The sequence below is a fragment of the Klebsiella sp. NPDC088457 genome (assembly GCF_044900465.1).
Lineage (GTDB): Bacteria > Pseudomonadota > Gammaproteobacteria > Enterobacterales > Enterobacteriaceae > Klebsiella.
Genome location: NZ_JBJDNH010000003.1, coordinates 140,560 through 162,871, shown reverse-complemented (window position 1 = coordinate 162,871; position 22,312 = coordinate 140,560). Strand labels below are relative to the sequence as shown.

Here is a 22,312-nt window from a genome sequence, read left to right as displayed (position 1 = left end):
CCGTCGCCACCGTAAAATCAACGCATCTCATTCTTGCGTCACGGAAATTATGCTGACCTTTGCCCAAATTCAACAACGTCGCAGCCGGCGTTGGCTCATTGCGCTCCTGCTCTTGCTTCTGGCCATGACCGCCGTCAGTCTCTGCGCCGGGGATCAATGGATCGGCCCGCAGGAGTGGTTCGGCGCCAAAGGGCAGCTGTTTATCTGGCAAATTCGGCTGCCGCGCACCGTCGCCGTACTGCTGGTGGGGGCGGCTCTGGCGCTCTCCGGGGCCATTATGCAGGCACTGTTCGAAAACCCGCTGGCGGAGCCGGGGCTATTGGGGGTATCGAACGGCGCCGGCGTAGGGCTAATTGCCGCCGTCCTGTTGGGCAAAGGCTATCTGCCGGGATGGGCGCTGGGATTGTGCGCTATCGCCGGGGCGCTGGTGATTACCTTTATTCTGCTGCGGTTTGCCCGCCGGCATCTCTCAACCAGCCGTCTGCTGCTGGCCGGCGTGGCGCTCGGGATTATCTGTAGCGCGCTGATGACCTGGGCGGTCTATTTTTCCACCTCGTTCGATTTGCGCCAGCTTATGTACTGGATGATGGGCGGGTTTGGCGGCGTCGACTGGCAGCAGCTGTGGCTGATGCTGGCGTTAGTCCCGGTGCTGGCCTGGGTATGCCTGCAATCGCCGGCGCTGAATCTGCTGGCGCTGGGGGAGGTCTCCGCCCGCCAGCTGGGGCTACCGTTGTGGTTATGGCGCCGGCTGCTGGTGGTCGCGACGGGTTGGCTGGTGGGGGTGAGCGTGGCGTTGGCGGGGGCGATAGGCTTTATTGGTCTGGTGATCCCGCATATTCTGCGCTTATGCGGCTTGAGCGATCACCGCGTGCTGCTTCCGGCTTGCCTGCTGGCGGGGGCCAGCGCGCTGTTAGGGGCGGATATTATCGCGCGCCTGGCGCTGTCGGCGGCGGAGTTGCCGATCGGCGTGGTCACCGCCACGCTGGGGGCGCCGGTCTTTATCTGGTTGCTGCTGAAGTCCGTTCATTCGCAATAAGCGTTATCGCTGGCGCAGGAGATAGCGCTGCGCCAGCAGGAGCGATTACCAGCCTTTTATGGCATCACCCTTATAGACTTCCAGCGCTTTATCGGCGACTTCTTTGGTCTGGAAGGCCTCTTTCAGCTCCTGAATCTTTTTGCTGTCTTTATTCTCTGCGCGAGACACGATGGCATTCACATAGGGAGAGTCCGGGCCTTCCATAAATAAGCCATCGCGGGCGGCGGATAAACCGGCCTGCGCGGAGAAGTTGGTATTAATAATCGACAGCGCGACGTTCGGGTCATCGAGCGTGCGGGTCAGCTGCGGGGTATCGACTTCGACAATTTTCAAATGTTTCGGGTTATCGATAATATCCAGCGATGTCGGCAGATAACCGACCCCTTCCTTCAGCTTAATTAAACCCTGCGCCTGTAGCAGAAGCAGGCTACGGCCCAGCGTCGTGGTCTCGTTGGAGATTGAAACCGTCGCGCCGTCCGGCAGCTCGCTGATATTTTTTATTTTGCGTGAATAGGCGGCGATCGGGAACACAAAGGTCTTGCCGACGACGGCAAACTTGTAGCCGCGCTCTGTTGACTGGGCCTCAAGATAGGGCAGCGTCTGGAAGGCGTTGGCATCAACGTCTTTATTATTTAACGCTTCATTTGGCAGCACGTAATCATTAAACGAGATAACCTGCACATCGAGGTTATATTTGTCCTTCGCCACCTGCTCAACCACCTTCCAGATAGCTTCATCCGGACCGGTATTGATCGCCACTTTAACCGTGTTGTTATCATCTGGAGAGCAGGCCGATAACCACACTACCGATGTTGCGACTAATACCGAACTTAACAACTTATTCATCTATAAAACTCTCTCAAATTAATCAATAACGAAATGCTATTACGACCGCTTAACACTGTACACTGAATTGCCCGCTGACCCTATTGAGAGGAATTCATGTTGTCAGCGGGACAGGGGACGGTGTTCCCGTCCGCGGATTCAAAGTACAATGGACGCCGGCGAATCCGCTACAGTAGATAGGGATCACCGCAACCAGAAACCGGTTTTATTCACTGAGGGAAGGCTATGCAACACGATATTCTGAATACTCCCGTCACCACGATTGAGGGTGATAAAACGACGCTGGCGACCTACGAGGGCAAAGTCCTGCTGATCGTGAACGTGGCTTCAAAGTGCGGCCTGACGCCGCAGTATGAGCAGCTGGAGACCTTGCAAAAAGATCTTGAGAATGACGGTTTCACCGTGCTTGGCTTCCCGTGCAACCAGTTCCTGGGGCAGGAGCCGGGTAGCGAAGAGGAGATTAAAACCTTCTGCAGCACCACCTACGGCGTCACTTTCCCGCTGTTCAGCAAAATTGATGTCAACGGCGAGCACCGTCATCCGCTCTATCAGCAGCTGGTCGATGCCGCGCCGCAGGCCGTGGCCCCGGAAGGCAGCGGGTTCTATGAGCGGATGGCGAGTAAAGGCCGCGCGCCGCTCAACAGCGGCGACATCCTGTGGAATTTCGAGAAATTCCTCGTGGGTAAAAATGGCCAGGTGATCCAGCGCTTCTCGCCGGATATGACGCCGGACGATCCGCAGCTGGTTGCCGCCATTAAAGGGGCGTTAGCGGAATAATGCCGTTGTTGATGCAGCTAGAGGATGTCGCAGAGGCGGGGCGGCTGGCGCCGTTTTCCGCCGGGGTCCGGCCAGGAGAGATGGTCCATCTTGTCGGGCCTAACGGCGCTGGGAAAAGCACGTTGTTGATGCGCATGGCCGGGTTGAGCAGCGGCGCCGGGCGCATTATCTTCAACGATCGCCCGCTGGATCGCTGGCCGGCGCAGGAGCTGGCCCGTCATCGCGCCTATCTTAGCCAGCATCAGATGCCGCCTTTCGCCATGCCGGTGTGGCATTATCTGTCGTTGCATCTGCAAAAGGGGGGCTCAGGCGAACTGCTCGGGAGCGTGGCGGATAAACTGGGCCTGAGCGATAAGCTTGGGCGCCAGGTTAACCATATCTCCGGCGGCGAATGGCAACGCGTGCGCCTGGCCGCGGTGATTTTGCAAATTCATCCGCAGGCCAATCCGACGGGGCGGCTACTGTTGCTTGATGAGCCGATGAACAGCCTCGACGTGGCGCAGCAGGCGGCGCTCGACCGCGTGCTGAGTGAACTGTGCGCGTCAGGCGTGGCGGTGGTGATGAGCAGCCACGATCTTAACCACACCCTGCGGCATGCCGATCGCTCCTGGCTTATCTGTCGGGGACAAACCATCGCCTGCGGCGAGACGTCCGAGGTCCTCACGGAAGAGAATTTAACCGCCGCGTATGCCATTTCATTTCAGCGAATCGCGGTTGCCGGTCATTTTATGCTCGTTGCGTCACAGTAGCACGATGCCACCTTGTCAGGGCCTTGATAAACCAGCTAAATTATCCTGACAAAAACCTGAGGAACAGAGGAATCGTCTGAGATGCGTTTGTGGTTGATTTTATTGACGGCGCTATTTCTGGCTGGCTGCAGCAGTCACCGGGCCCCCCCGCCTAATCCGCGGCTTGCCGATTCCATTACCGTTATCGCCAATCTCAATGACCAGCTACGCAACTGGCGCGGGGCGCCGTATCGCTACGGCGGCATGTCGCCGCGGGGCGTGGACTGCTCCGGGTTTGTGCTGATGACCTTCCGCGATAAGTTTTCCCTGCAATTACCGCGTGAAACCAGCCAGCAGGCGGAAATCGGCACCAAAATTGATAAAAGCGAACTGCTGCCGGGCGATCTGGTCTTTTTCAAAACCGGGTCAGGTGAGAGCGGCTTGCATGTCGGCATTTACGATACCGATAACCAGTTTATCCATGCTTCAACCAGCCTGGGGGTGACGCGCTCATCGCTCAATAATGTCTACTGGAATAAGAAGTTCTGGCAGGCGCGAAGGATATAGCCGCATACCCGCTGGAGAAGGGAAGCGTGGGCTTCCCTTTTTTATGTCGATAACCCTGCGCTTCACCCGTGTTAATACCTTGTTGAAGGCACTACACTGGAGACAGGAGGAACCATGACCCTGTCTTTTACTACCCACTGGCGTGATGAACTGCCGGATTTCTATACCGCATTAATGCCCACGCCGTTGCAAAACGCGCGGCTGATCTGGCATAACGCGCCGCTGGCGCAAACCTTAGGCCTTCCCGAGGCGCTGTTTCACCCTGAACAAGGGGCTGGCGTATGGGGAGGCGAAGCGCTGCTGCCGGGCATGGCGCCGCTGGCGCAGGTCTATAGCGGCCATCAGTTTGGCGCCTGGGCCGGCCAGTTAGGCGATGGCCGGGGGATTCTGCTCGGCGAACAGCAGTTGCCCGACGGTCGTCGTCTGGACTGGCACCTGAAAGGCGCCGGGCTGACGCCTTATTCACGTATGGGCGACGGGCGTGCGGTCCTGCGCTCCACGATTCGTGAGAGCCTGGCGTCGGAAGCCATGCATGCGCTGGGGATCCCGACGACGCGTGCCTTAGCCATGGTGACCAGCGATACGCCGGTGCAGCGCGAGACCCGCGAAAGCGGGGCGATGCTGATGCGCCTTGCGGAGAGCCACGTGCGTTTCGGCCATTTTGAGCACTTCTACTACCGCCGCGAAGCGGAGAAGGTGCAGCAGCTGGCCGATTATGTTATCCGGCATCACTGGCCGGAGCTGACGGATGAAGCCGACAAATACATTCTCTGGTTTCGTGACGTTGTCACGCGCACGGCGACGCTGATCGCCAGCTGGCAGACGGTAGGCTTCGCCCATGGGGTGATGAATACCGATAATATGTCTATCCTCGGACTGACGATGGACTACGGCCCGTATGGATTCCTGGATGACTTCCGGCCCGATTTTATCTGTAACCACTCCGATTACCAGGGGCGCTACAGCTTTGAGAATCAGCCGGCGGTTGGCCTGTGGAATTTGCAGCGCCTGGCCCAGTCGCTGTCGCCGTTTATTACGGCGGATGCGCTAAATGCCGCGCTGGATGGCTATCAGCACGCCTTGCTGACGGCCTACGGCCGGCGGATGCGCGATAAGCTTGGTCTGTTTAGCCAGCAGAAAGGCGATAACGACCTGCTGGATGGTCTGTTTGCGCTGATGATCCGGGAAGGCAGCGATTATACCCGTACCTTCCGTATGCTGAGCGTGAGCGAGCAGCACAGCGCCGCGTCGCCGCTGCGTGATGAGTTTATTGACCGCGCGGCTTTTGATAGCTGGTTCGAAAACTATCGCGCGCGGCTGCGCGATGAACAGATTGATGATGCGCAGCGTCAACAGCGTATGCAGAGCGTCAACCCGGCGCTGGTGCTGCGTAACTGGCTGGCACAGCGCGCCATCGAGCTGGCTGAGCAGGGGGATATGAGCGAGCTGGCGCGTCTGCACGAGGTGTTAACTCAGCCGTTTGTCGACCGCAGCGATGACTATGTCAGCCGTCCGCCCGACTGGGGCAAACATCTGGCAGTCAGCTGTTCAAGCTAACCTGCGCCATCAGCCCTCGCCGCGCTTGCCGGCGCAGAGGGCTATTTTGTCAGGATCAGCTTTCCCGCCTGGGTCTGGCGAAGCAAATAGCGCTGGCCGTCGTGTTCGATCACCACCCGACCTTCGACGCCTAACAAGGTGCGGCTGTTTATCTTCCGGTCCGTGGCGATGGGATAAGGGGCATTGTCTTTTGTTTTTTCTGCTGTGGCAGTGTCATCCATTCGCGTCATAGCACCAAAATAAAAATCAAAGCAACAATGATAATAATTATCAGTAGTGTTAATTTTTACGGCAAGCGTTATTTGTGAAAAGACAATATTTGGTGGGCGGCGACGCGCCGGGAGAGAACAGCCCCCGCCACGGCGCGGCGGGGGGAGGGATTACAGACGGGTGGCGGTTGCGGCGGCCAGTTCGGCCAGCAGACGCTCGCTATCTTCCCAGCTCAGGCAAGGATCGGTAATGGATTGGCCGCGCGTCAGCGGCTGCCCGGCAACGACTTTCTGCGTCCCTTCCACCAGGAAGCTTTCCGCCATGATGCCGGCAATTGCCGTCGAGCCGGCGCGGATCTGCTGGCAGATATCGGCGCACACTTCCAGCTGACGCCGGTGCTGCTTCTGGCAGTTACCGTGGCTGAAATCAACCACCAGCTGTTCCGGCAGGTCAAATTCACGCAGCGCGTCGCAGGCGGCGGCGATATCCACGGCGTGATAATTCGGTCGCTTGCCGCCGCGCATGATGATATGGCCATACGGGTTGCCGCTGGTCTGATAGATCGTCATCTGTCCCTGCTTGTCCGGCGACAGGAACATGTGGCTGGCGCGCGAGGCGCGAATGGCATCAACGGCGATGCGGGTGTTGCCGTCGGTACCGTTCTTGAAGCCCACCGGACAGGAGAGCGCGGAGGCCATTTCCCGGTGGATCTGACTTTCGGTGGTGCGCGCGCCGATAGCGCCCCAGCTAATCAGGTCAGCAATAAACTGCCCGGTCACCATATCGAGAAATTCGGTGGCGGTGGGCACGCCCAGCTCGTTGACCTGCAGCAGCAGCCGACGCGCCAGTTCGATACCGTGATTCACCCGATAGCTGCCGTTAAGGTCAGGGTCAGAGATCAACCCCTTCCAGCCGACAACGGTGCGCGGCTTCTCAAAGTAGGTACGCATCACGATTTCCAGCTGCGGCTGGTAACGTTCACGCATCTCTTGCAGGCGGCGCGCGTAATCCATTGCCGCCTCGGTATCATGGATCGAGCACGGGCCGATGATCACCAGCAAACGGCGATCTTCGCCGTTGAGGATTTTTTCAATCCGGCGACGGGAGGCGGAGACATGTGCCGCTACCTCGGCAGACACGGGGTGCCGCTGCGCCAGTTCCGCAGGCGTAACCAGGCTTTCAATGCGCGCGGTACGCAATTCGTCTGTTTTATTCATTGGGGTCTCAAAAATCTGTTTCTTCCGCGGCGAAAATGCCGGGAAGTGATGCGCATCACGATAAACCAATCTCTGCTTATTGCAAGAGCAGGTCATGATCCTGTATAGGCCACGAGCGATAGCATAAACAAATTTTTAGCAATGCACTAGTTCATTAGTACATTCTTCGGTTCAGCCCCATGATATCCATGATTTTGGTGGCGATCTCCTCGACGGAATAGTTGGTGCTGTTCAGGCAGGGAATTTTATTCTTGCGGTACAGGGCTTCCACCTCGGTGACTTCCATCCGGCATTGACGCATCGACGCATAGCGACTGTTTTCACGCCGTTCTTCGCGAATGGCGGCTAGCCGTTCCGGGTTAATGGTCAGGCCAAACAGCTTGTGCTGCAGCGGCTTGAGCGAGGCGGGCAGAATTAAATTGTCCATATCGTCGGCGATAAACGGATAGTTTGCCGCGCGGATGCCGTACTGCATCGCCAGATAGAGACTGGTGGGGGTTTTTCCGCAGCGCGAGACGCCCAGCAGGATCACCTGCGCCTGATCGAGATTGCGCAACGAAATGCCGTCATCGTGGGCGAGGGTATAATCAATGGCGGCGATTCGCGCATCGTATTTGTTCAGGTTACCCGGCGTCAGACCGTGGGTACGGTGAGCGATCGGCGTGGGATCCAGACGCAGCTCCTGCTGCAGCGGGGCCACCAGCGCCTGAACGATATCCTGACAAAATCCCTCGCTTTGCAAAATTACGTCGCGAATTTCCGGAATGACGATGGAGTAGAAAACCAGCGGCCGGATACCGGTTTGCTGGTAGATAGCGTCAATTTGCTCCTTTACCGCCCGCGCACGGCTGGCATTTTCCACAAACGGCAGGGTCACGCTGCTGATGGCGACCGGAAATTGCGACATCACCGCATGCCCCAGCACCTCTGCCGTAATGGCAGTACCGTCGGAAATATAAAATACGTGGCGATCTACAGCACTTTCCATTTTGACCATCCGGTATAATTAGTTTAATTACCTGAAAGCAGATATTAAATTTAAGCATATCCCTTTAGGCTTTGTCTCACTTTAAAAATGAAACGGTATTTTTATTTTTAATGAAAAGGTGAGTTCAGTTTTGTGAATTGTTTGTTTTTTGTCTCGTATTGCAGCAGATTTTAGAAGAATCATTGAGTTAGCAATATTGAAGGAACTGTCCTAAAAAAGAAAAAATAATTTGCTTGAACGATTCACCGTTTTTTTCAGCCGCATAAATATGTCAGGATAAATCCTGCAGTTGATCGTGAGTTTTTTATCACTGGTATTAAATCACAAAAGGATTGTCTCGATGTCCAACAATGGCTCGTCACCGCTGGTGCTTTGGTATAACCAACTCGGCATGAATGATGTAGACAGAGTTGGGGGCAAAAATGCCTCCCTTGGTGAAATGATTACGAATCTGTCCGGTATGGGTGTTTCCGTGCCGAACGGGTTTGCCACCACCGCTGATGCCTTCAATCAGTTCCTGGACCAAAGCGGTGTTAACCAGCGTATTTATGCACTGCTGGATGAAACCGACATTGACGACGTTTCCGCATTAGCGAAAGCGGGCGCCCAGATCCGTCAGTGGATCATTGATACGCCGTTCCAGAGCGAACTGGAAGACGCCATTCGTGATGCCTATACACAGCTGTCCGCGGATAATGCCGAGGCCTCCTTTGCCGTGCGTTCCTCCGCCACGGCGGAAGATATGCCGGATGCCTCCTTCGCCGGGCAGCAAGAGACATTCCTCAACGTGCAGGGCTTTGATGCCGTGCTCGTCGCGGTGAAGCACGTGTTTGCTTCGCTGTTTAACGATCGCGCGATCTCCTATCGCGTGCATCAGGGTTATGACCACCGCGGCGTGGCGCTATCCGCCGGGGTACAAAGGATGGTGCGTTCCGACCTCGCCTCATCCGGCGTCATGTTCTCCATCGACACCGAGTCCGGCTTTGACCAGGTGGTATTTATTACCTCCGCCTGGGGCCTCGGCGAAATGGTGGTGCAGGGCGCGGTGAACCCGGATGAGTTCTACGTCCATAAGCCGACGCTGGCGGCAAATCGTCCGTCTATCGTGCGCCGTACCATGGGGTCGAAAAAGATTCGCATGATTTACGCGCCGACTCAGGAACATGGCAAGCAGGTGCGTATCGAAGATGTTCCGCAGGCGCAGCGTGACATTTTCTCGTTAACCAACGAGGAAGTGCAGGAGCTGGCGAAGCAGGCGGTGCAGATTGAGAAGCACTACGGCCGGCCGATGGATATCGAGTGGGCGAAAGATGGCCATACCGGCGAGCTGTTCATCGTCCAGGCGCGTCCGGAAACCGTACGTTCACGCGGCCAGGTGATGGAACGCTATACCCTGCATGCGCAAGGGCAGATTGTGGCTGAAGGCCGCGCGATCGGCCATCGCATCGGGGCCGGTCCGGTGAAAGTCATTCACGATATCAGTGAAATGAACCGCATCGAACCGGGCGACGTGCTGGTCACCGACATGACCGACCCGGACTGGGAACCGATCATGAAGAAAGCCTCGGCAATCGTCACCAACCGCGGCGGACGTACCTGCCACGCGGCGATTATTGCCCGTGAACTGGGGATCCCGGCGGTGGTTGGCTGCGGCGACGCGACCGATCGTATCGAGGAAAACCAGAACGTCACCGTTTCCTGCGCCGAAGGCGATACCGGCTACGTCTATGCCGAACTGCTGGACTTCAGCATCAAGAGTTCAAGCGTCGGTGAGATGCCCGAGCTGCCGCTGAAGATCATGATGAACGTCGGCAACCCGGACCGGGCATTCGACTTCGCCTGCCTGCCGAACGAGGGCGTTGGCCTGGCGCGTCTGGAATTCATCATCAACCGCATGATTGGCGTCCATCCGCGCGCGCTGCTGGAGTTTGATGACCAGGAGCCCGCGCTGCAGAACGAAATCCGCGAGCTGATGAAAGGCTACGACTCGCCGAGAGAGTTTTACGTCGGCCGTTTGACCGAAGGTATTGCGACCCTGGGCGCGGCGTTCTATCCGAAGCGGGTGATTGTTCGTCTCTCCGACTTTAAGTCGAACGAATACGCCAACCTGGTGGGCGGCGAGCGTTATGAGCCGGAAGAAGAGAACCCGATGCTTGGCTTCCGCGGCGCCGGTCGTTACGTCTCTGACAGCTTCCGCGACTGCTTCGCGCTGGAGTGTGAAGCGGTTAAGCGCGTACGCAACGATATGGGCCTGGACAACGTAGAGATCATGGTTCCTTTCGTCCGTACCGTCGCCCAGGCGAAAGCGGTGGTGGAGGAGCTGGAGCGTCAGGGTCTCAAACGCGGCGAGAACGGGCTGAAAATCATTATGATGTGCGAAATCCCGTCCAACGCGCTGCTGGCCGAACAGTTCCTCGAGTACTTTGACGGCTTCTCTATCGGTTCAAACGATATGACTCAGCTGGCGCTGGGCCTCGATCGCGACTCAGGCGTGGTCTCTGAGCTGTTTGATGAACGCAACGATGCGGTAAAAGCGCTGCTGTCGATGGCGATTCGCGCGGCGAAGAAACAGGGCAAATACGTTGGTATTTGTGGCCAGGGCCCGTCTGACCATGAGGATTTTGCCGCCTGGCTGATGGAGGAGGGGATCGACAGCCTGTCCCTGAACCCGGATACCGTGGTGCAAACCTGGCTTGGCCTGGCTGAACTGAGCAAATAATCTTCGGCCGGACAAAATAGTCTAATCCCCGTCAGCGATGGCGGGGATTTTTTTATTCTCAGCGCGGACCCCCCTTAATTTGCAGTCAATCACATAAACAGAAAAAAACAAAATATCGTAATCCCTCAGTGAATTTCTACAATTGTTGCCGGGGTCGCCATTTCTAATACTTACACCGCGTCATCTGATTCTCATGCTACCTGGTGATAAACGCTCTCTCTGTGTAAGGATAATAATGACTCTCTCCTCTGTTCTGACCACAAAAAATAAAATTGGCTACGGACTTGGCGATATGGCCAGCGCGCTGGTGTGGCAAACCGCCACGCTATTTCTGGCCTATTTTTATACCGATGTGTTTGGTCTACCGGCCGCGATTATGGGAACGATGTTTTTGGTCGTGCGGGTGGTGGATGCGGTCGTCGATCCGTGTATTGGCGCGCTGGTGGATCGCACGCAAACCCGTCACGGGCGCTTTCGCCCCTGGCTGCTGTGGTTCGCCATCCCGTTCGGCGTCAGTTGCATTATCACCTTCTACGTGCCCGACGTCGGAGAAACCGGAAAAATTATTTATGCCTGTCTGACCTATACCCTGCTGAGCTTTATCTACTCGGCGATTAACGTGCCGTATTGCGCGATGCCCGGCGCTCTGACGATGGACCCGCATGAGCGTCACTCCCTGCAGTCGTGGCGCTTTGCGCTGTCGTTTATCGGCGGCCTGATAGTCACCGTCATTGCGCTGCCGCTGGTGGCTCATCTTGGCGCGGGGAATGCGCAAAAAGGCTATTTTTATGCCATGAGCCTGATGGGGATCCTCGGGATCGTACTGTTCTTCAGCTGCTTCTTCCTTACCCGCGAGCGCTATACGCCGCAGAGCGATACCTCGGGATCGTTATTAAAAGACCTGAAGCTGCTGGCCGGAAATAGCCAATGGCGAATCGTATTTATCTTCAATATTTTATTATTAACGGCGGTGGTCGCCCGCGGCTCGGCAACGATGTATTACGTCAAATATGTGATGCAGCGCCCGGAGATGGTATTCACTTTTATTGTGTCCGGAATGATTGCGGCACTGCTCGGCGCATTATTATCCGAACGGCTGCTAGGTAAATTCGATCGCGTACGGGCGTATCAGTGGACGATTATTACTTTTGTGATCTTTGCCGTGGCCATTTTCTTTATTCCGGCGAATCAGGTGTGGCTGATATTAGCCCTCAACGTGGTCTTTAGCTTTATCCAGAACCTGACCACTCCGCTGCAGTGGACCATGTTCTCGGACGTGGTGGACTACGAAGAGCATCGCAGCGGCCGTCGCCTGGACGGGCTGGTGTTCTCCACGGCGCTGTTCGCCATTAAGTTTGGCCTGGCGCTGGGGGGCGCGGTCGTGGGGTGGATCCTCGGTTTCGTCGACTATATCCCCAATGCGGCGACCCAGTCGCCAGCCGTGCTGGGCACCATTAATACCTTGTTCACGCTGATCCCCGCCGCACTGTTCATCGTGATGGCGCTGCTGCTGATGTTCTACAAGCTCAATAGCGCCACGGCGGACAATATTGCCCGTGAACTTATCCGTCGCCGTGAAACGAACGTCACCGCAACCGCGCAGCCAGCGCTGAATTCAGCACTACAGGAGTAAGAAAATGACCGTAATTTATAAGGATGCCCGTCGCCCGATTGATGAACGCGTTGCGGATTTAGTTTCGCGGATGACGGTAGAAGAGAAATTTGCTCAGATGCACGCCTTTTGGCTGGTGCTCGCCGAGGACGGCGAACACCAGGAGCGCAGCGACATGAGCGATGAATTTGCCGGCGTCAGCGCTCAGGTCTCGCTGACGGAACGCTTAAAGTCCGGCATCGGACAGATTACCCGCCCGTTGGGGACCCATATTGTTACGGCGGAGAGCGGCGTGCGCGCCGCCAACCGCCTGCAGAAGATGCTGGTGGAAGAGACCCGGCTGGGGATCCCGGCGCTGTTCCACGAAGAGTGCCTGGTCGGGCTGCTGTGCAAAGAGGCGACGCTGTTTCCCTCTTCGCTCAATTATGGCTCAACCTGGGATCCAGAGCTGGTCGCGCGGGCGGCGCGGGAAATTGGCGTGGAAGCGCGTACCACCGGGTGTAAACAGGGGCTGGCGCCGGTGCTGGATGTCTCACGCGATGTCCGCTGGGGACGCACCGAAGAGACCTTTGGCGAAGATCCCTGGCTGGTGGGGGTGATGGCCTGCGCGTATGTGGAGGGGTTGCAGGGCGAAAAGCGCGACGTGCTGGCGACGCTGAAACATTATGTCGGCCACTCCTTCAGCGAAGGCGCGCGTAACCATGCCCCGGTGCACCTGGGTTTTTGTGAGCTGAATGATACCTTCCTGCTGCCGTTTGAGATGGCGGTGAAGCTGGCGAATGCCGGATCGGTGATGCCCGCGTATCACGATATCGATAACCAGCCAGGGCACAGCGATAGCTTCCTGTTGACCACGGTCCTGCGCGAGCAGTGGGGCTTTGATGGCATTATCGTCGCTGACTACGGCGGCGTCAGTCTGCTGCATCAGCATCATGGGATCGCCCACGATGCGGCGGAATCCGCCGCGCTGGCGTTTAATGCCGGTCTCGATGTGGAACTGCCGAAAGATGATTGCGCCCGCCATCTGCAGCAGGCGCTGGATCGCGGTTTAATCACCATGGCGAAGATTGATGAAATCGTCACGCGTACCCTGACAGAGAAGTTCCGTCTGGGCCTGTTCGAACAGCCCTATACCGATGTGGCGGGCATTACGTTGCAGTCTCCGGCGGCGCGCCAGGCCGCACGCGATGTGGCGACCCGCTCGCTGACGCTGCTGGAGAACCGCGGCGTTCTGCCGCTGCAGGGGCAGCCGAAGGTGGCGGTTGTCGGGCCAACGGCCGACGACCCGCTGGCGCTGCTCAGCGGCTACAGTTTCCCGGTACACCTGATCATCAGCGATATGGTGGACGAGGTCTCGCAGGTCACCACGCCGCTGGCGGCGCTGCGCCACTACCTGGGGGCGCAGCGGGTGAGCTATGCCAAAGGTTGCCATATTATTGAGCAGAGGATGGCCGGCGCGCCGGTCTTCCCCGGCGACAGCGGCGGCAAACCGATGCAGCAATCGCCGGTTTCACTTGATGACAGTTTAATCCCTGAGGCGGTAAAGGTCGCGCAGGACAACGACGTGATCGTGGCCTGCGTGGGCGATCTTGCCGGTCTGTTCCAGAGCGGTACGGTGGGGGAAGGGTCGGATACCGATACGCTGAATCTGCCTGGCGTCCAGCAGCAGCTGCTGGACGCGTTAGTCGCGACCGGTAAACCGGTGGTGGTGGTGATGACCGGCGGACGTCCTTATAACCTGCAGGGGCTGGAAGATCGCGTGGCGGCCCTGCTGATGGCCTGGGCGCCGGGCCAGGAAGGCGGTTGGGCGGTGGCCGATGTGTTAACCGGACGCGCAGAGCCGCAGGGGAGGCTGGTGGTCAGCGTGCCGAAAAGCGCGGGGGCGATGCCGTATTACTACAACCACAAACTGAAAAGCGGCGGCACGCCGTTTGCTTTCCACTTTGGCTCGCGCTACCCGTTTGGCTACGGGCAAAGCTGGACAACCTTCACGTATGGCCAACCCCGGCTGCTGGCCCGGGAGGTGGCTATCGACGGGGAAATCGCGCTGCAGGTCACGGTGCGTAACGGCGGGGAGCGTCGCGGCAGCGAGGTTGTCCAGCTTTATGTGCGCGATAAAGTCGCGTCTATGGTACGTCCGCTGCAGGAGCTGAAGGCCTTCCAGCGGGTAACCGTAGAGCCGGGCGAAAGCGCGACGCTGACTTTCTACCTGCCGGTCGATATGCTGAATTTCACCCGTCGCGATGGGCAACGTATTGTTGAACCCGGTGAGTTTGAACTGCAGATTGGCGCCTCTTCGGCGGATATTCGCGGGACGGCCACCGTAATGGTCAGCGGAGAGGTGCGTGAATTACCGCACAACTGGCGGATGATGAGCCGTTGCGAAGTGAGTTAGTTCATTGCCATGAGTGGGCTGGAGACGAAGGAACGACGAGCGGCGGCAATCAACGCATCCATTGAGAGATTGCCGCACCCATGCTGTCCCGAAGCCCGCGAGCCATGCCGGGTAGCCGATTGCAGGCTAAAAAAAAGCCCATCGTGGGAGATGGGCAAAGACTACACACAGCAATTCGTTGTTTCACTCAGGGGATTTCCATGCTTATAAATCAAGGTGTTGATTTATAACCGTGCCCTAATAGTAGACACAGCCCTTTTGGGCGTCGATCGGATTCATCCCAATAGTTAAATTGAGGTGAAGAATATGCGCGGTGAATGTGGCCAACAGTGTGAGCGGCAGGGAAAATCAGGTCTGTTTTATAAGTTTTTCTTAAGTTTAAGGCGGGTTTCCCCGCCTTATTTTTTTACTTCTGATTGTTGAGATTGCTGGCATTCAGCTCTTCAAGCTCCGCCAGCACCTGGTCGGGATCCTTCGGCGGCGGCGGCACCTCATGTACCCAGGCATCGTACAAACGCCAGGAGACAGCCAGCAGCACCGGCCCGATAAACAGGCCAATCATGCCGAAGGCGATCAGGCCGCCGATAACGCCGGAGAGAATCAGAATCATCGGCAGATCGGCCCCCATGCGAATCAGCACCGGACGGATGACGTTGTCCATGGTTCCCACCACGCAGCTCCATACCAGCAGTACCGTGCCCCAGGTGGTGTCGCCGCTCCAGTAGAGCCAGATGATCGAGGGAACCAGTACCAGCAATGGCCCCAGCTGGACGAGGCAGGTAAAGATCATTACCACCGTCAACAGTGCCGCATACGGGACGCCGGATACCGCGAGGCCGATGCCGCCGAGCACCGCCTGCGCCAACGCGGTAACGACCACCCCCAGCGCCACGGCGCGGATGGCCTGGCCGGCAAGGATCACCGCCGCATCGCCGCGTTTCGCCGCCAGGCGGGTGGCAAAATAGCGGAAGCCATAGGCGACTCTCTCACCTTGCCAGTATAACAGAGCGCTGAACAGCAGCATCAGGCCGCAATAGACCAGCAGTTTACCAATATGCGCCGCCTGACCGACAAACCAGGTGGTGGTGGTGCCGAGGTAGGGGCGGATTTTGGTCATAATGGCCGTTCCGCCCATCTCCAGTAAATTATGCCATCCGGCATACAGCTTATCGCCGAACAGCGGCACGCTGTTCAGCCAGGCGAGATCCGGCGGGGTAAAGTTGCCGCTGGTAATGACCTTAATCAACGGCGTGCTGTTATCGACCAGGCTATTGACCAGCAGCGCAATCGGAATCACAAACAGTAAAAAGAGCAGCAGGGTCATCACCAGTACGGCGAGGGCGCGTTTACCAAACAGTAAACGCTGCAGACGCAGCAGGACTGGCCAGGTGGCGATGACGACGGTGCCCGCCCAGGCGAATGACAGAATAAAGGGTTGTACGACCCACAGGCAGGAGATAATTATCAGGGACAAGAACAGCACCGACAGCAGAACTTGCGGTATATCCCGGGGCTGGCGATCGTTAATCATAGCGAAATGTTACCTTTCCAGTCGCGTCAAAAGGCTGACGCAGCGTAATTCCATATACTGATAATAATATCAATAATTTCCCGCGCCTGATTCTGCACATAAATCTGGTGGGCGCATATGAAAAAAATGTGATAAAAAGTTGACTGCACTACGCAATCGTTTAGTTAACCTTACACTAAATCATCCACGGCGCCTCAAGGCGGCGCGCGAGTACCCGGGCTTTTACGGTACGGGGACACAGTTGTCGCGAGTGATTAATGTGGTTTGCCATGTCCCGCAAGGGGAGCTTCAGGAAGAGCTCAGCAGCAAATGCAGCCAACAAGAGGCAGTCTGAAGGATGAAGTTTATACAACACAACATAGTCAGGCAGGGTCAAGCATTATGATCCCACAAATTTCTCAAGCACCAGGCGTCGTTCAGCTGGTATTGAATTTTTTGCAGGTACTGGAGCAACAAGGATTTACCGGTGATACCGCCACCAGTTACGCCGACAGGCTAACGATGGCGACAGACAACAGCGTCTATCAGCTGTTACCGGATGCGATTTTATTCCCCCGTTCGACGGCGGATGTCGCGCTGCTGGCAAGAATCGCCGCCGAAGAGCGATTCAAATCGCTGGTCTTTACCCCGCGCGGCGGCGGTACCGGCACCAACGGCCAGTCGCTCAACGCCGGGATCATCGTCGACATGTCCCGCTATATGAACCGCATTATCGAAATCAACCCGCAAGAGGGTTGGGTAAGGGTTGAAGCCGGGGTCATTAAAGATCAGCTGAACCAATATCTTAAACCCTACGGCTACTTTTTTGCGCCGGAGCTGTCTACCAGCAACCGCGCGACGCTGGGCGGGATGATCAACACCGACGCTTCCGGGCAGGGGTCGCTGGTGTACGGTAAAACCTCGGATCACGTGCTGGGCGTGCGCTCGGTGTTGATGGGCGGGGATATTCTCGATACCCAGGCCGTACCTGTCGCGCTGGCAGAAACGCTCAGCGGTGAACAGTCGGCGATTGGGCGGATTTATCGCACGGTATACCAGCGCTGCAAGGCGCAGCGTCAGCTGATTATCGATAAGTTCCCTAAACTTAACCGCTTCCTGACCGGATACGATCTGCGCCACGTCTTTAATGATGAGATGAGCGAGTTCGATCTGACCCGTATTTTAACCGGCTCGGAAGGGACGCTGGCCTTTATTACCGAAGCGCGTCTGGATATCACCCGGCTGCCGAAGGTGCGCCGGCTGGTCAATATCAAATACGACTCCTTTGACTCCGCGCTACGTAACGCCCCGTTTATGGTCGCGGCTAAAGCGCTGTCGGTGGAAACCGTCGATTCAAAAGTGCTTAACCTGGCGCGCGAGGATATCGTCTGGCATTCGGTCAGCGAACTGATCGCCGATGTGCCGGATAAAGAGATGCTGGGGCTGAATATCGTCGAATTTGCCGGCGATGACGCCGAACTTATCGAAGAGCAGGTGACCACGCTGTGCCAGCGTCTGGATGAGCTGATTGCGGCAAACGAAGCCGGAGTGATTGGCTGGCAGGTGTGCAACGAGCTGGACGGCGTCGAGCGAATCTACGCGATGCGCAAAAAAGCGGTCGGGCTGCTGGGGAACGCCAAAGGCGCGGCCAAGCCGATCCCCTTCGCCGAAGATACCTGCGTGCCGCCGGAACATCTCGCGGACTATATCGCTGAGTTTCGCGCGCTGCTGGACGGGCATGGCCTGAGCTACGGTATGTTTGGTCACGTTGATGCCGGCGTGCTGCACGTACGTCCGGCGCTGGATATGTGCGATCCGCAGCAGGAGGTGCTGATGAAACGCATCTCCGACGAGGTGGTGGCGCTGACGGCGAAATACGGCGGCCTGCTGTGGGGGGAGCACGGGAAGGGCTTCCGGGCGGAGTACAGTCCGGCCTTCTTTGGCGCAGAGCTCTATGCTGAGCTGCGCAAAGTCAAAGCGGCGTTCGATCCGGATAACCGTCTCAACCCGGGCAAAATCTGTCCGCCGGAAGGGGTCGACGCGCCGATGATGAAAGTCGACGCGGTGAAGCGCGGAACCTGGGATCGCCAGATCCCGATTGCGGTGCGCACTTCGTGGCGCGGCGCGATGGAGTGTAACGGCAACGGATTGTGCTTTAACTTTGATGTTAAAAGCCCGATGTGTCCATCGATGAAGGTCAGCAATCATCGTATTCACTCGCCGAAAGGGCGTGCCACGCTGGTGCGCGAGTGGCTGCGCCTGCTGGCCGATCGCGGCATCGATCCCAATCAGCTGGAACACGATCTGCCGGAGAAACGCGCCAGCCTGCGGACCCTGGTGGAACGCACCCGCAATAGCTGGCATGCGCGCAAGGGGGAGTACGATTTCTCGCACGAGGTCAAAGAGGCGATGTCCGGCTGTCTGGCCTGTAAAGCCTGCTCAACCCAATGCCCGATTAAAATTGACGTGCCGGAATTCCGTTCGCGCTTCCTGCAGCTCTACCACAGCCGCTACCTGCGGCCGGTGCGCGACCATCTGGTGGCGACGGTGGAGTCCTATGCGCCGCTGATGGCTCACGCGCCGAAAACCTTCAACTTCTTTATTAACCAGCCGTGGCTGCGCAAGCTGTCGGAGAAGCACATCGGCATGGTCGACCTGCCGCTGCTCTCGACGCCGTCGCTGAAGCAACAGATGGTCGGGCACCGTTCGGCGAATATGACCCTGGAGCAGCTGGAAGCTCTGAGCGCGGAGCAAAAGGCCAGGATGGTGCTGGTGGTGCAGGATCCGTTCACCAGCTACTACGATGCGCAGGTGGTAGCCGACTTTGTCCGCCTGGTCGAAAAAGTGGGCTATCAACCGGTGCTGTTACCGTTCTCGCCGAACGGCAAGGCGCAGCATATTAAGGGATTCCTGGCGCGCTTTGCGCGTACGGCACAGAAAACCGCCGATTTCCTCAACCGCGTGGCGCAGCTGGGGATGCCGATGGTCGGCGTCGACCCGGCGCTGGTGCTGTGCTATCGCGATGAGTACAACCAGGTACTAGGCGATAAGCGGGGCGATTTCCGCGTGATGCTGGTACATGAATGGCTGCCGCAGGCGCTGCCGGATGCCCGGGCGCAGGATAACGGCGGTGAAGCATGGTATCTGTTTGGTCACTGTACCGAAGTGACGGCGTTACCCGCCGCGCCGAAGCAGTGGGCGGAGATTTTTGCGCGCTTTGGCGCGAAGCTGGAAAACGTCAGCGTGGGCTGCTGTGGCATGGCCGGAACCTATGGCCATGAGGTAAAAAACCATGCCAACTCGCTGAACATCTACGCGCTTTCCTGGCAACAGGCGATCCAGCGTTTGCCGCGCAATCGCTGCCTGGTGACCGGATATTCCTGCCGTAGTCAGGTTAAGCGCATTGAAGGCAGCGGAGTTCGTCATCCGCTGCAGGCGCTGCTGGAGATTATGGGATGATTTGGAAACGTCAGACAACGCTGGAACAGCTCAACCGCATGGGTGAAGGCAATATGGTGGGGCTGCTGGATATTCGCTTTGATGCCTTTACTGATGACACTCTCGAAGCGACCATGCCTGTCGATAGCCGTACCCATCAGCCGTTTGGCCTGCTGCATGGCGGCGCGTCGGTGGTACTGGCGGAGACGCTGGGATCGGTGGCCGGCTATTTATGCAGTGAAGGCGAGCAAAAAGTGGTAGGTCTTGAGGTGAATGCCAACCATATTCGCTCGGTGCGCGGCGGGCGGGTTCGCGGCGTTTGTAGAGCGCTGCATGTCGGATCGCGCCACCAGGTATGGCAGATTGAAATCTCCGATGAACAGGGGCGCCTGTGCTGCTCATCGCGCCTCACGACGGCGGTGATCTGAAATAGAGCCAGCGGCTGAGTCTGTTCTTATACAAATATAAGGGGGAAATATTTTCCCCCTTATATCATGCCTTCATTATTAGGTTTCATCCTTAATCGTCTCACTCGGGCCATTCTTCTGCACCGAGGCAATTCCCTTTTTCGCCGCATCCTTCGAGGAGTACATTTCGCTGGTGGCGATGGTTTCGTGGTTATCGGCTTTTAGCAGGAAATACCAGGGCTGGGACACGCTTTTCTCGGACTTTTTAATAACGTAATACCCCATCTTTAACTCCTTTGCGCATTAACATCGACACCATGATATGTAGACCATAGCGGCTTATGCAGCAAGTCATGACCAGTAAAAATATAATTCATGAATCATTCACGCCATTTATGCTACTATTTCCATGACAAAATACTTGTGAGTAACGAAGAGGACGGAGTTAACTATGGGTATCATTTCCTGGATCATTTTTGGTCTTATTGCCGGTATTTTGGCTAAGTGGATTATGCCAGGCAAAGACGGCGGCGGTTTTATCGTCACTATCGTTCTGGGTGTTATTGGGGCAGTTGTTGGTGGCTGGATCAGTACTTTCTTTGGCTTCGGCAAGGTCGATGGGTTTAATTTCGGCAGCTTTGTCGTAGCGGTAATCGGTGCATTAGTGGTCCTGTTTATCTACAGAAAGATTAGGAGTTAATATACCACCATCATTCAGACGGTCTTTACACCGCTGACGATGAGGTATATCGGTCTGTCATACAAAGTTCGCCACAAAATAAAAGCTGCCACGCATACTGGCAGCTTTTTTGTCGGGCAAGATTACGCCGCAAAATGATCGCGGAGTGGATCAGGGCATATCCGGCACGGGAACCACTTCCACGTGAACGGCATAATGTTTGGCGGTGCCGGTCGGGATCAGCGCGGTGAGTTTATTGATGGTTTCAGCCGGATTATCGCTGGCAACGGTGGCAGAGAAAAGAACCGGTTTTCCCGGCGGGAAGGGGTGCATCGGCATCGGGCCACGCCCCTGAGCCATAGCCATCGGCGGATGTCCGCCAGGATTGTCGCCGGGAGCAGGGCTGTCGGTTTTATCGGCCGCAAATGCGCTGGCCGCGACAACCGAAACGGTGGCTAACAGAGCAATGATTGTTCCTTTCATCTTCTTCGTACCTCTTTGGAATGTGGCTAAAATCTTAGAGGTTACGCTTTTGACGAACAATCCTACGACGGCCGAATCCTCCAAATCTCCTCATTTCATCACCAATGTGGAGTTGCGGACTGCAGGGCTGCGGTGGGCTTAGTCGAGAAGTACGCTCATCACCAGCAGTACTACCATGCACATCGACATAATACTGATATCTATCATCCTGTACGGCAAAACTCCAGGTAAGCAGCGACTCCGACGTTGTGCCGAAAACTGTAGGAAATTTAGTCAACTATTGTACACCAGCTTGCCCGTAGAGAAAAAATCTTTATTCCTGATTTATGGCCGAATTTATAACGAAAACGAATACCCTTTCCCGGATAACGGTCAGCAATTTAGGATAATGCTTATAGAATATTCTGACTCGACGTGAGATAAGGCGCTAAGTCGGCGGCGCTGTTCAAATAACAAGCTATTGATTTTGCTATTAGTGCTAATCGACTGAATGTGTGAATTTCTATTTCAAAAATAGGTATTTCCGATACACCTTTCCCATTGCCGCTCCTGTCACTTTTTCTCTTCAGATAACTTATTATTTATCAATATATTAAATTACAAAATAGTACCCTGATAACCTGCGGGTGAGGGTCTATGCTTATAAAAAGCGCGGTAAAAGGGCCTGACGGAGGAATACCCCTTCTCCAGCTGGGTTGAAGTGATAATTGTTATCATTAACATGGCGGCATGCCCTTATGGCGCTAACCAATGAGGTAGAGCTATGGAATTAGATGCAGGAACCTTCAATCCCGATGATTTTAGCTGGCGTGGTCTGATGATGACCCCCGCCGCAGCCGCCCATATCCGTGACCTGGTGAGTAAACAACCCGGGATGCAGGGGCTGCGCCTGGGCGTGAAAACCAGCGGTTGTGCCGGTTTTGGTTACGTTCTCGAAATGATTGCCGAACCGGCGCCAGACGATCTGTTGTTTGAACTTGACGGTGCGAAGCTTTGGGCGCCGCTGCAGGCAATGCCGTTTATTGATGGCACGGAGCTGGATTATGTTCGGGAAGGATTAAATGAAATCTTTAAGTTTCATAACCCGAAAGCGCAACACGAATGTGGTTGCGGTGAAAGCTTTGGGGTTCAGGCGGAGTAACT

The 22,312-nt window shown here is 56.5% G+C and carries 19 protein-coding genes and 1 other RNA gene; 12 read left to right on the top strand and 8 right to left on the bottom strand.

What is annotated here, in order from left to right:
- The first annotated feature begins 49 nt into the window (after nucleotides 1–49).
- On the top strand, nucleotides 50–1,036 hold the full coding sequence (gene btuC / locus ACI2JR_RS03905; protein ID WP_132730634.1) for a vitamin B12 ABC transporter permease BtuC: 987 nt from the start codon (nucleotides 50–52) through the stop codon (nucleotides 1,034–1,036).
- Nucleotides 1,037–1,081: 45 nt separating this feature from the next.
- Here the strand turns inward: btuC and ACI2JR_RS03900 are convergent, their stop codons facing one another.
- Nucleotides 1,082–1,882 carry a MetQ/NlpA family ABC transporter substrate-binding protein gene (locus ACI2JR_RS03900; protein WP_462477925.1) on the bottom strand — a complete coding sequence of 267 codons (801 nt, stop codon included), beginning with the start codon at nucleotides 1,880–1,882 and terminating at the stop codon, nucleotides 1,082–1,084.
- Between the two features lie 225 nt (nucleotides 1,883–2,107).
- On the opposite strand from ACI2JR_RS03900, the gene ACI2JR_RS03895 reads away from it, so the two are divergent.
- The 4 genes from ACI2JR_RS03895 (at nucleotide 2,108) to selO (ending at nucleotide 5,511) form a co-directional block, all read left to right on the top strand.
- Nucleotides 2,108–2,659 carry a glutathione peroxidase gene (locus ACI2JR_RS03895; RefSeq protein WP_462477924.1) on the top strand — a complete coding sequence of 184 codons (552 nt, stop codon included), beginning with the start codon at nucleotides 2,108–2,110 and terminating at the stop codon, nucleotides 2,657–2,659.
- Nucleotides 2,659–3,408 carry a vitamin B12 ABC transporter ATP-binding protein BtuD gene (btuD, locus tag ACI2JR_RS03890; RefSeq protein ID WP_132730637.1) on the top strand — a complete coding sequence of 250 codons (750 nt, stop codon included), beginning with the start codon at nucleotides 2,659–2,661 and terminating at the stop codon, nucleotides 3,406–3,408. Before ACI2JR_RS03895 ends, btuD begins: the two co-directional genes overlap by 1 nt.
- 81 nt (nucleotides 3,409–3,489) lie before the next feature.
- Nucleotides 3,490–3,954 (top strand): NlpC/P60 family protein, encoded by a 465-nt coding sequence (locus ACI2JR_RS03885; protein ID WP_462477923.1) that lies wholly within the window; start codon nucleotides 3,490–3,492, stop codon nucleotides 3,952–3,954.
- 114 nt (nucleotides 3,955–4,068) lie between these two features.
- Nucleotides 4,069–5,511, top strand: a complete 1,443-nt coding sequence (selO, locus tag ACI2JR_RS03880) for a protein adenylyltransferase SelO (protein ID WP_462477922.1) — start codon at nucleotides 4,069–4,071, stop codon at nucleotides 5,509–5,511.
- Between the two features lie 41 nt (nucleotides 5,512–5,552).
- Here the strand turns inward: selO and hemP are convergent, their stop codons facing one another.
- The 3 genes from hemP to ACI2JR_RS03865 form a co-directional block, all read right to left on the bottom strand.
- Nucleotides 5,553–5,732 carry a hemin uptake protein HemP gene (gene hemP, locus ACI2JR_RS03875; protein ID WP_165905750.1) on the bottom strand — a complete coding sequence of 60 codons (180 nt, stop codon included), beginning with the start codon at nucleotides 5,730–5,732 and terminating at the stop codon, nucleotides 5,553–5,555.
- 159 nt (nucleotides 5,733–5,891) lie between these two features.
- The gene (aroH, locus tag ACI2JR_RS03870; protein ID WP_462477921.1) at nucleotides 5,892–6,938 is read right to left on the bottom strand and encodes a 3-deoxy-7-phosphoheptulonate synthase AroH; all 1,047 of its coding nucleotides are present in this window, start codon (nucleotides 6,936–6,938) and stop codon (nucleotides 5,892–5,894) included.
- 154 nt (nucleotides 6,939–7,092) lie between these two features.
- Nucleotides 7,093–7,926: a posphoenolpyruvate synthetase regulatory kinase/phosphorylase PpsR gene (locus ACI2JR_RS03865; protein WP_132730642.1), complete on the bottom strand. Its 834-nt coding sequence runs from the start codon at nucleotides 7,924–7,926 to the stop codon at nucleotides 7,093–7,095.
- Between the two features lie 340 nt (nucleotides 7,927–8,266).
- Between ACI2JR_RS03865 and ppsA the strand changes: the two genes are divergently transcribed.
- The 3 genes from ppsA to ACI2JR_RS03850 all read left to right on the top strand — a co-directional run bounded on the left by ppsA (nucleotide 8,267) and on the right by ACI2JR_RS03850 (nucleotide 14,652).
- A complete protein-coding gene (gene ppsA / locus ACI2JR_RS03860; protein ID WP_132730643.1) occupies nucleotides 8,267–10,645 on the top strand; it encodes a phosphoenolpyruvate synthase in 2,379 nt (792 codons plus the stop codon).
- A 235-nt stretch (nucleotides 10,646–10,880) separates the two neighbouring features.
- On the top strand, nucleotides 10,881–12,278 hold the full coding sequence (locus tag ACI2JR_RS03855; protein ID WP_462477920.1) for an MFS transporter: 1,398 nt from the start codon (nucleotides 10,881–10,883) through the stop codon (nucleotides 12,276–12,278).
- A gap of 4 nt (nucleotides 12,279–12,282) precedes the next feature.
- Entirely contained in the window at nucleotides 12,283–14,652 is a 2,370-nt protein-coding gene (locus ACI2JR_RS03850) for a glycoside hydrolase family 3 N-terminal domain-containing protein (RefSeq protein WP_462477919.1), read from the top strand.
- A 126-nt stretch (nucleotides 14,653–14,778) separates the two neighbouring features.
- On the opposite strand, the gene rprA is transcribed toward ACI2JR_RS03850, so the two are convergent.
- An RNA gene (rprA, locus tag ACI2JR_RS03845) (antisense sRNA RprA) lies at nucleotides 14,779–14,886 on the bottom strand.
- 172 nt (nucleotides 14,887–15,058) lie between these two features.
- Nucleotides 15,059–16,183, bottom strand: a complete 1,125-nt coding sequence (gene ydiK / locus ACI2JR_RS03840; protein WP_132730646.1) for an AI-2E family transporter YdiK — start codon at nucleotides 16,181–16,183, stop codon at nucleotides 15,059–15,061.
- Between the two features lie 381 nt (nucleotides 16,184–16,564).
- On the opposite strand from ydiK, the gene ACI2JR_RS03835 reads away from it, so the two are divergent.
- Both ACI2JR_RS03835 and menI read left to right on the top strand, forming a co-directional pair.
- Nucleotides 16,565–19,621 (top strand): D-2-hydroxyglutarate dehydrogenase YdiJ, encoded by a 3,057-nt coding sequence (locus ACI2JR_RS03835; protein WP_132730647.1) that lies wholly within the window; start codon nucleotides 16,565–16,567, stop codon nucleotides 19,619–19,621.
- Nucleotides 19,618–20,028 (top strand): 1,4-dihydroxy-2-naphthoyl-CoA hydrolase, encoded by a 411-nt coding sequence (menI, locus tag ACI2JR_RS03830; protein WP_132730648.1) that lies wholly within the window; start codon nucleotides 19,618–19,620, stop codon nucleotides 20,026–20,028. Before ACI2JR_RS03835 ends, menI begins: the two co-directional genes overlap by 4 nt.
- A 78-nt stretch (nucleotides 20,029–20,106) precedes the next feature.
- Here menI and ACI2JR_RS03825 read toward each other — a convergent pair whose 3' ends face one another.
- Nucleotides 20,107–20,292: a YegP family protein gene (locus ACI2JR_RS03825; RefSeq protein ID WP_132730649.1), complete on the bottom strand. Its 186-nt coding sequence runs from the start codon at nucleotides 20,290–20,292 to the stop codon at nucleotides 20,107–20,109.
- A 166-nt stretch (nucleotides 20,293–20,458) separates the two neighbouring features.
- On the opposite strand from ACI2JR_RS03825, the gene ACI2JR_RS03820 reads away from it, so the two are divergent.
- Complete coding sequence (locus tag ACI2JR_RS03820) at nucleotides 20,459–20,707, top strand: GlsB/YeaQ/YmgE family stress response membrane protein (RefSeq protein ID WP_132730650.1); 249 nt, start codon at nucleotides 20,459–20,461, stop codon at nucleotides 20,705–20,707.
- A gap of 150 nt (nucleotides 20,708–20,857) precedes the next feature.
- On the opposite strand, the gene ACI2JR_RS03815 is transcribed toward ACI2JR_RS03820, so the two are convergent.
- A complete protein-coding gene (locus ACI2JR_RS03815) occupies nucleotides 20,858–21,169 on the bottom strand; it encodes a hypothetical protein (RefSeq protein WP_132730651.1) in 312 nt (103 codons plus the stop codon).
- A gap of 763 nt (nucleotides 21,170–21,932) precedes the next feature.
- On the opposite strand from ACI2JR_RS03815, the gene sufA reads away from it, so the two are divergent.
- The gene (gene sufA, locus ACI2JR_RS03810; protein WP_132730652.1) at nucleotides 21,933–22,310 is read left to right on the top strand and encodes a Fe-S cluster assembly scaffold SufA; all 378 of its coding nucleotides are present in this window, start codon (nucleotides 21,933–21,935) and stop codon (nucleotides 22,308–22,310) included.
- The last annotated feature ends 2 nt before the right edge of the window (nucleotides 22,311–22,312 follow it).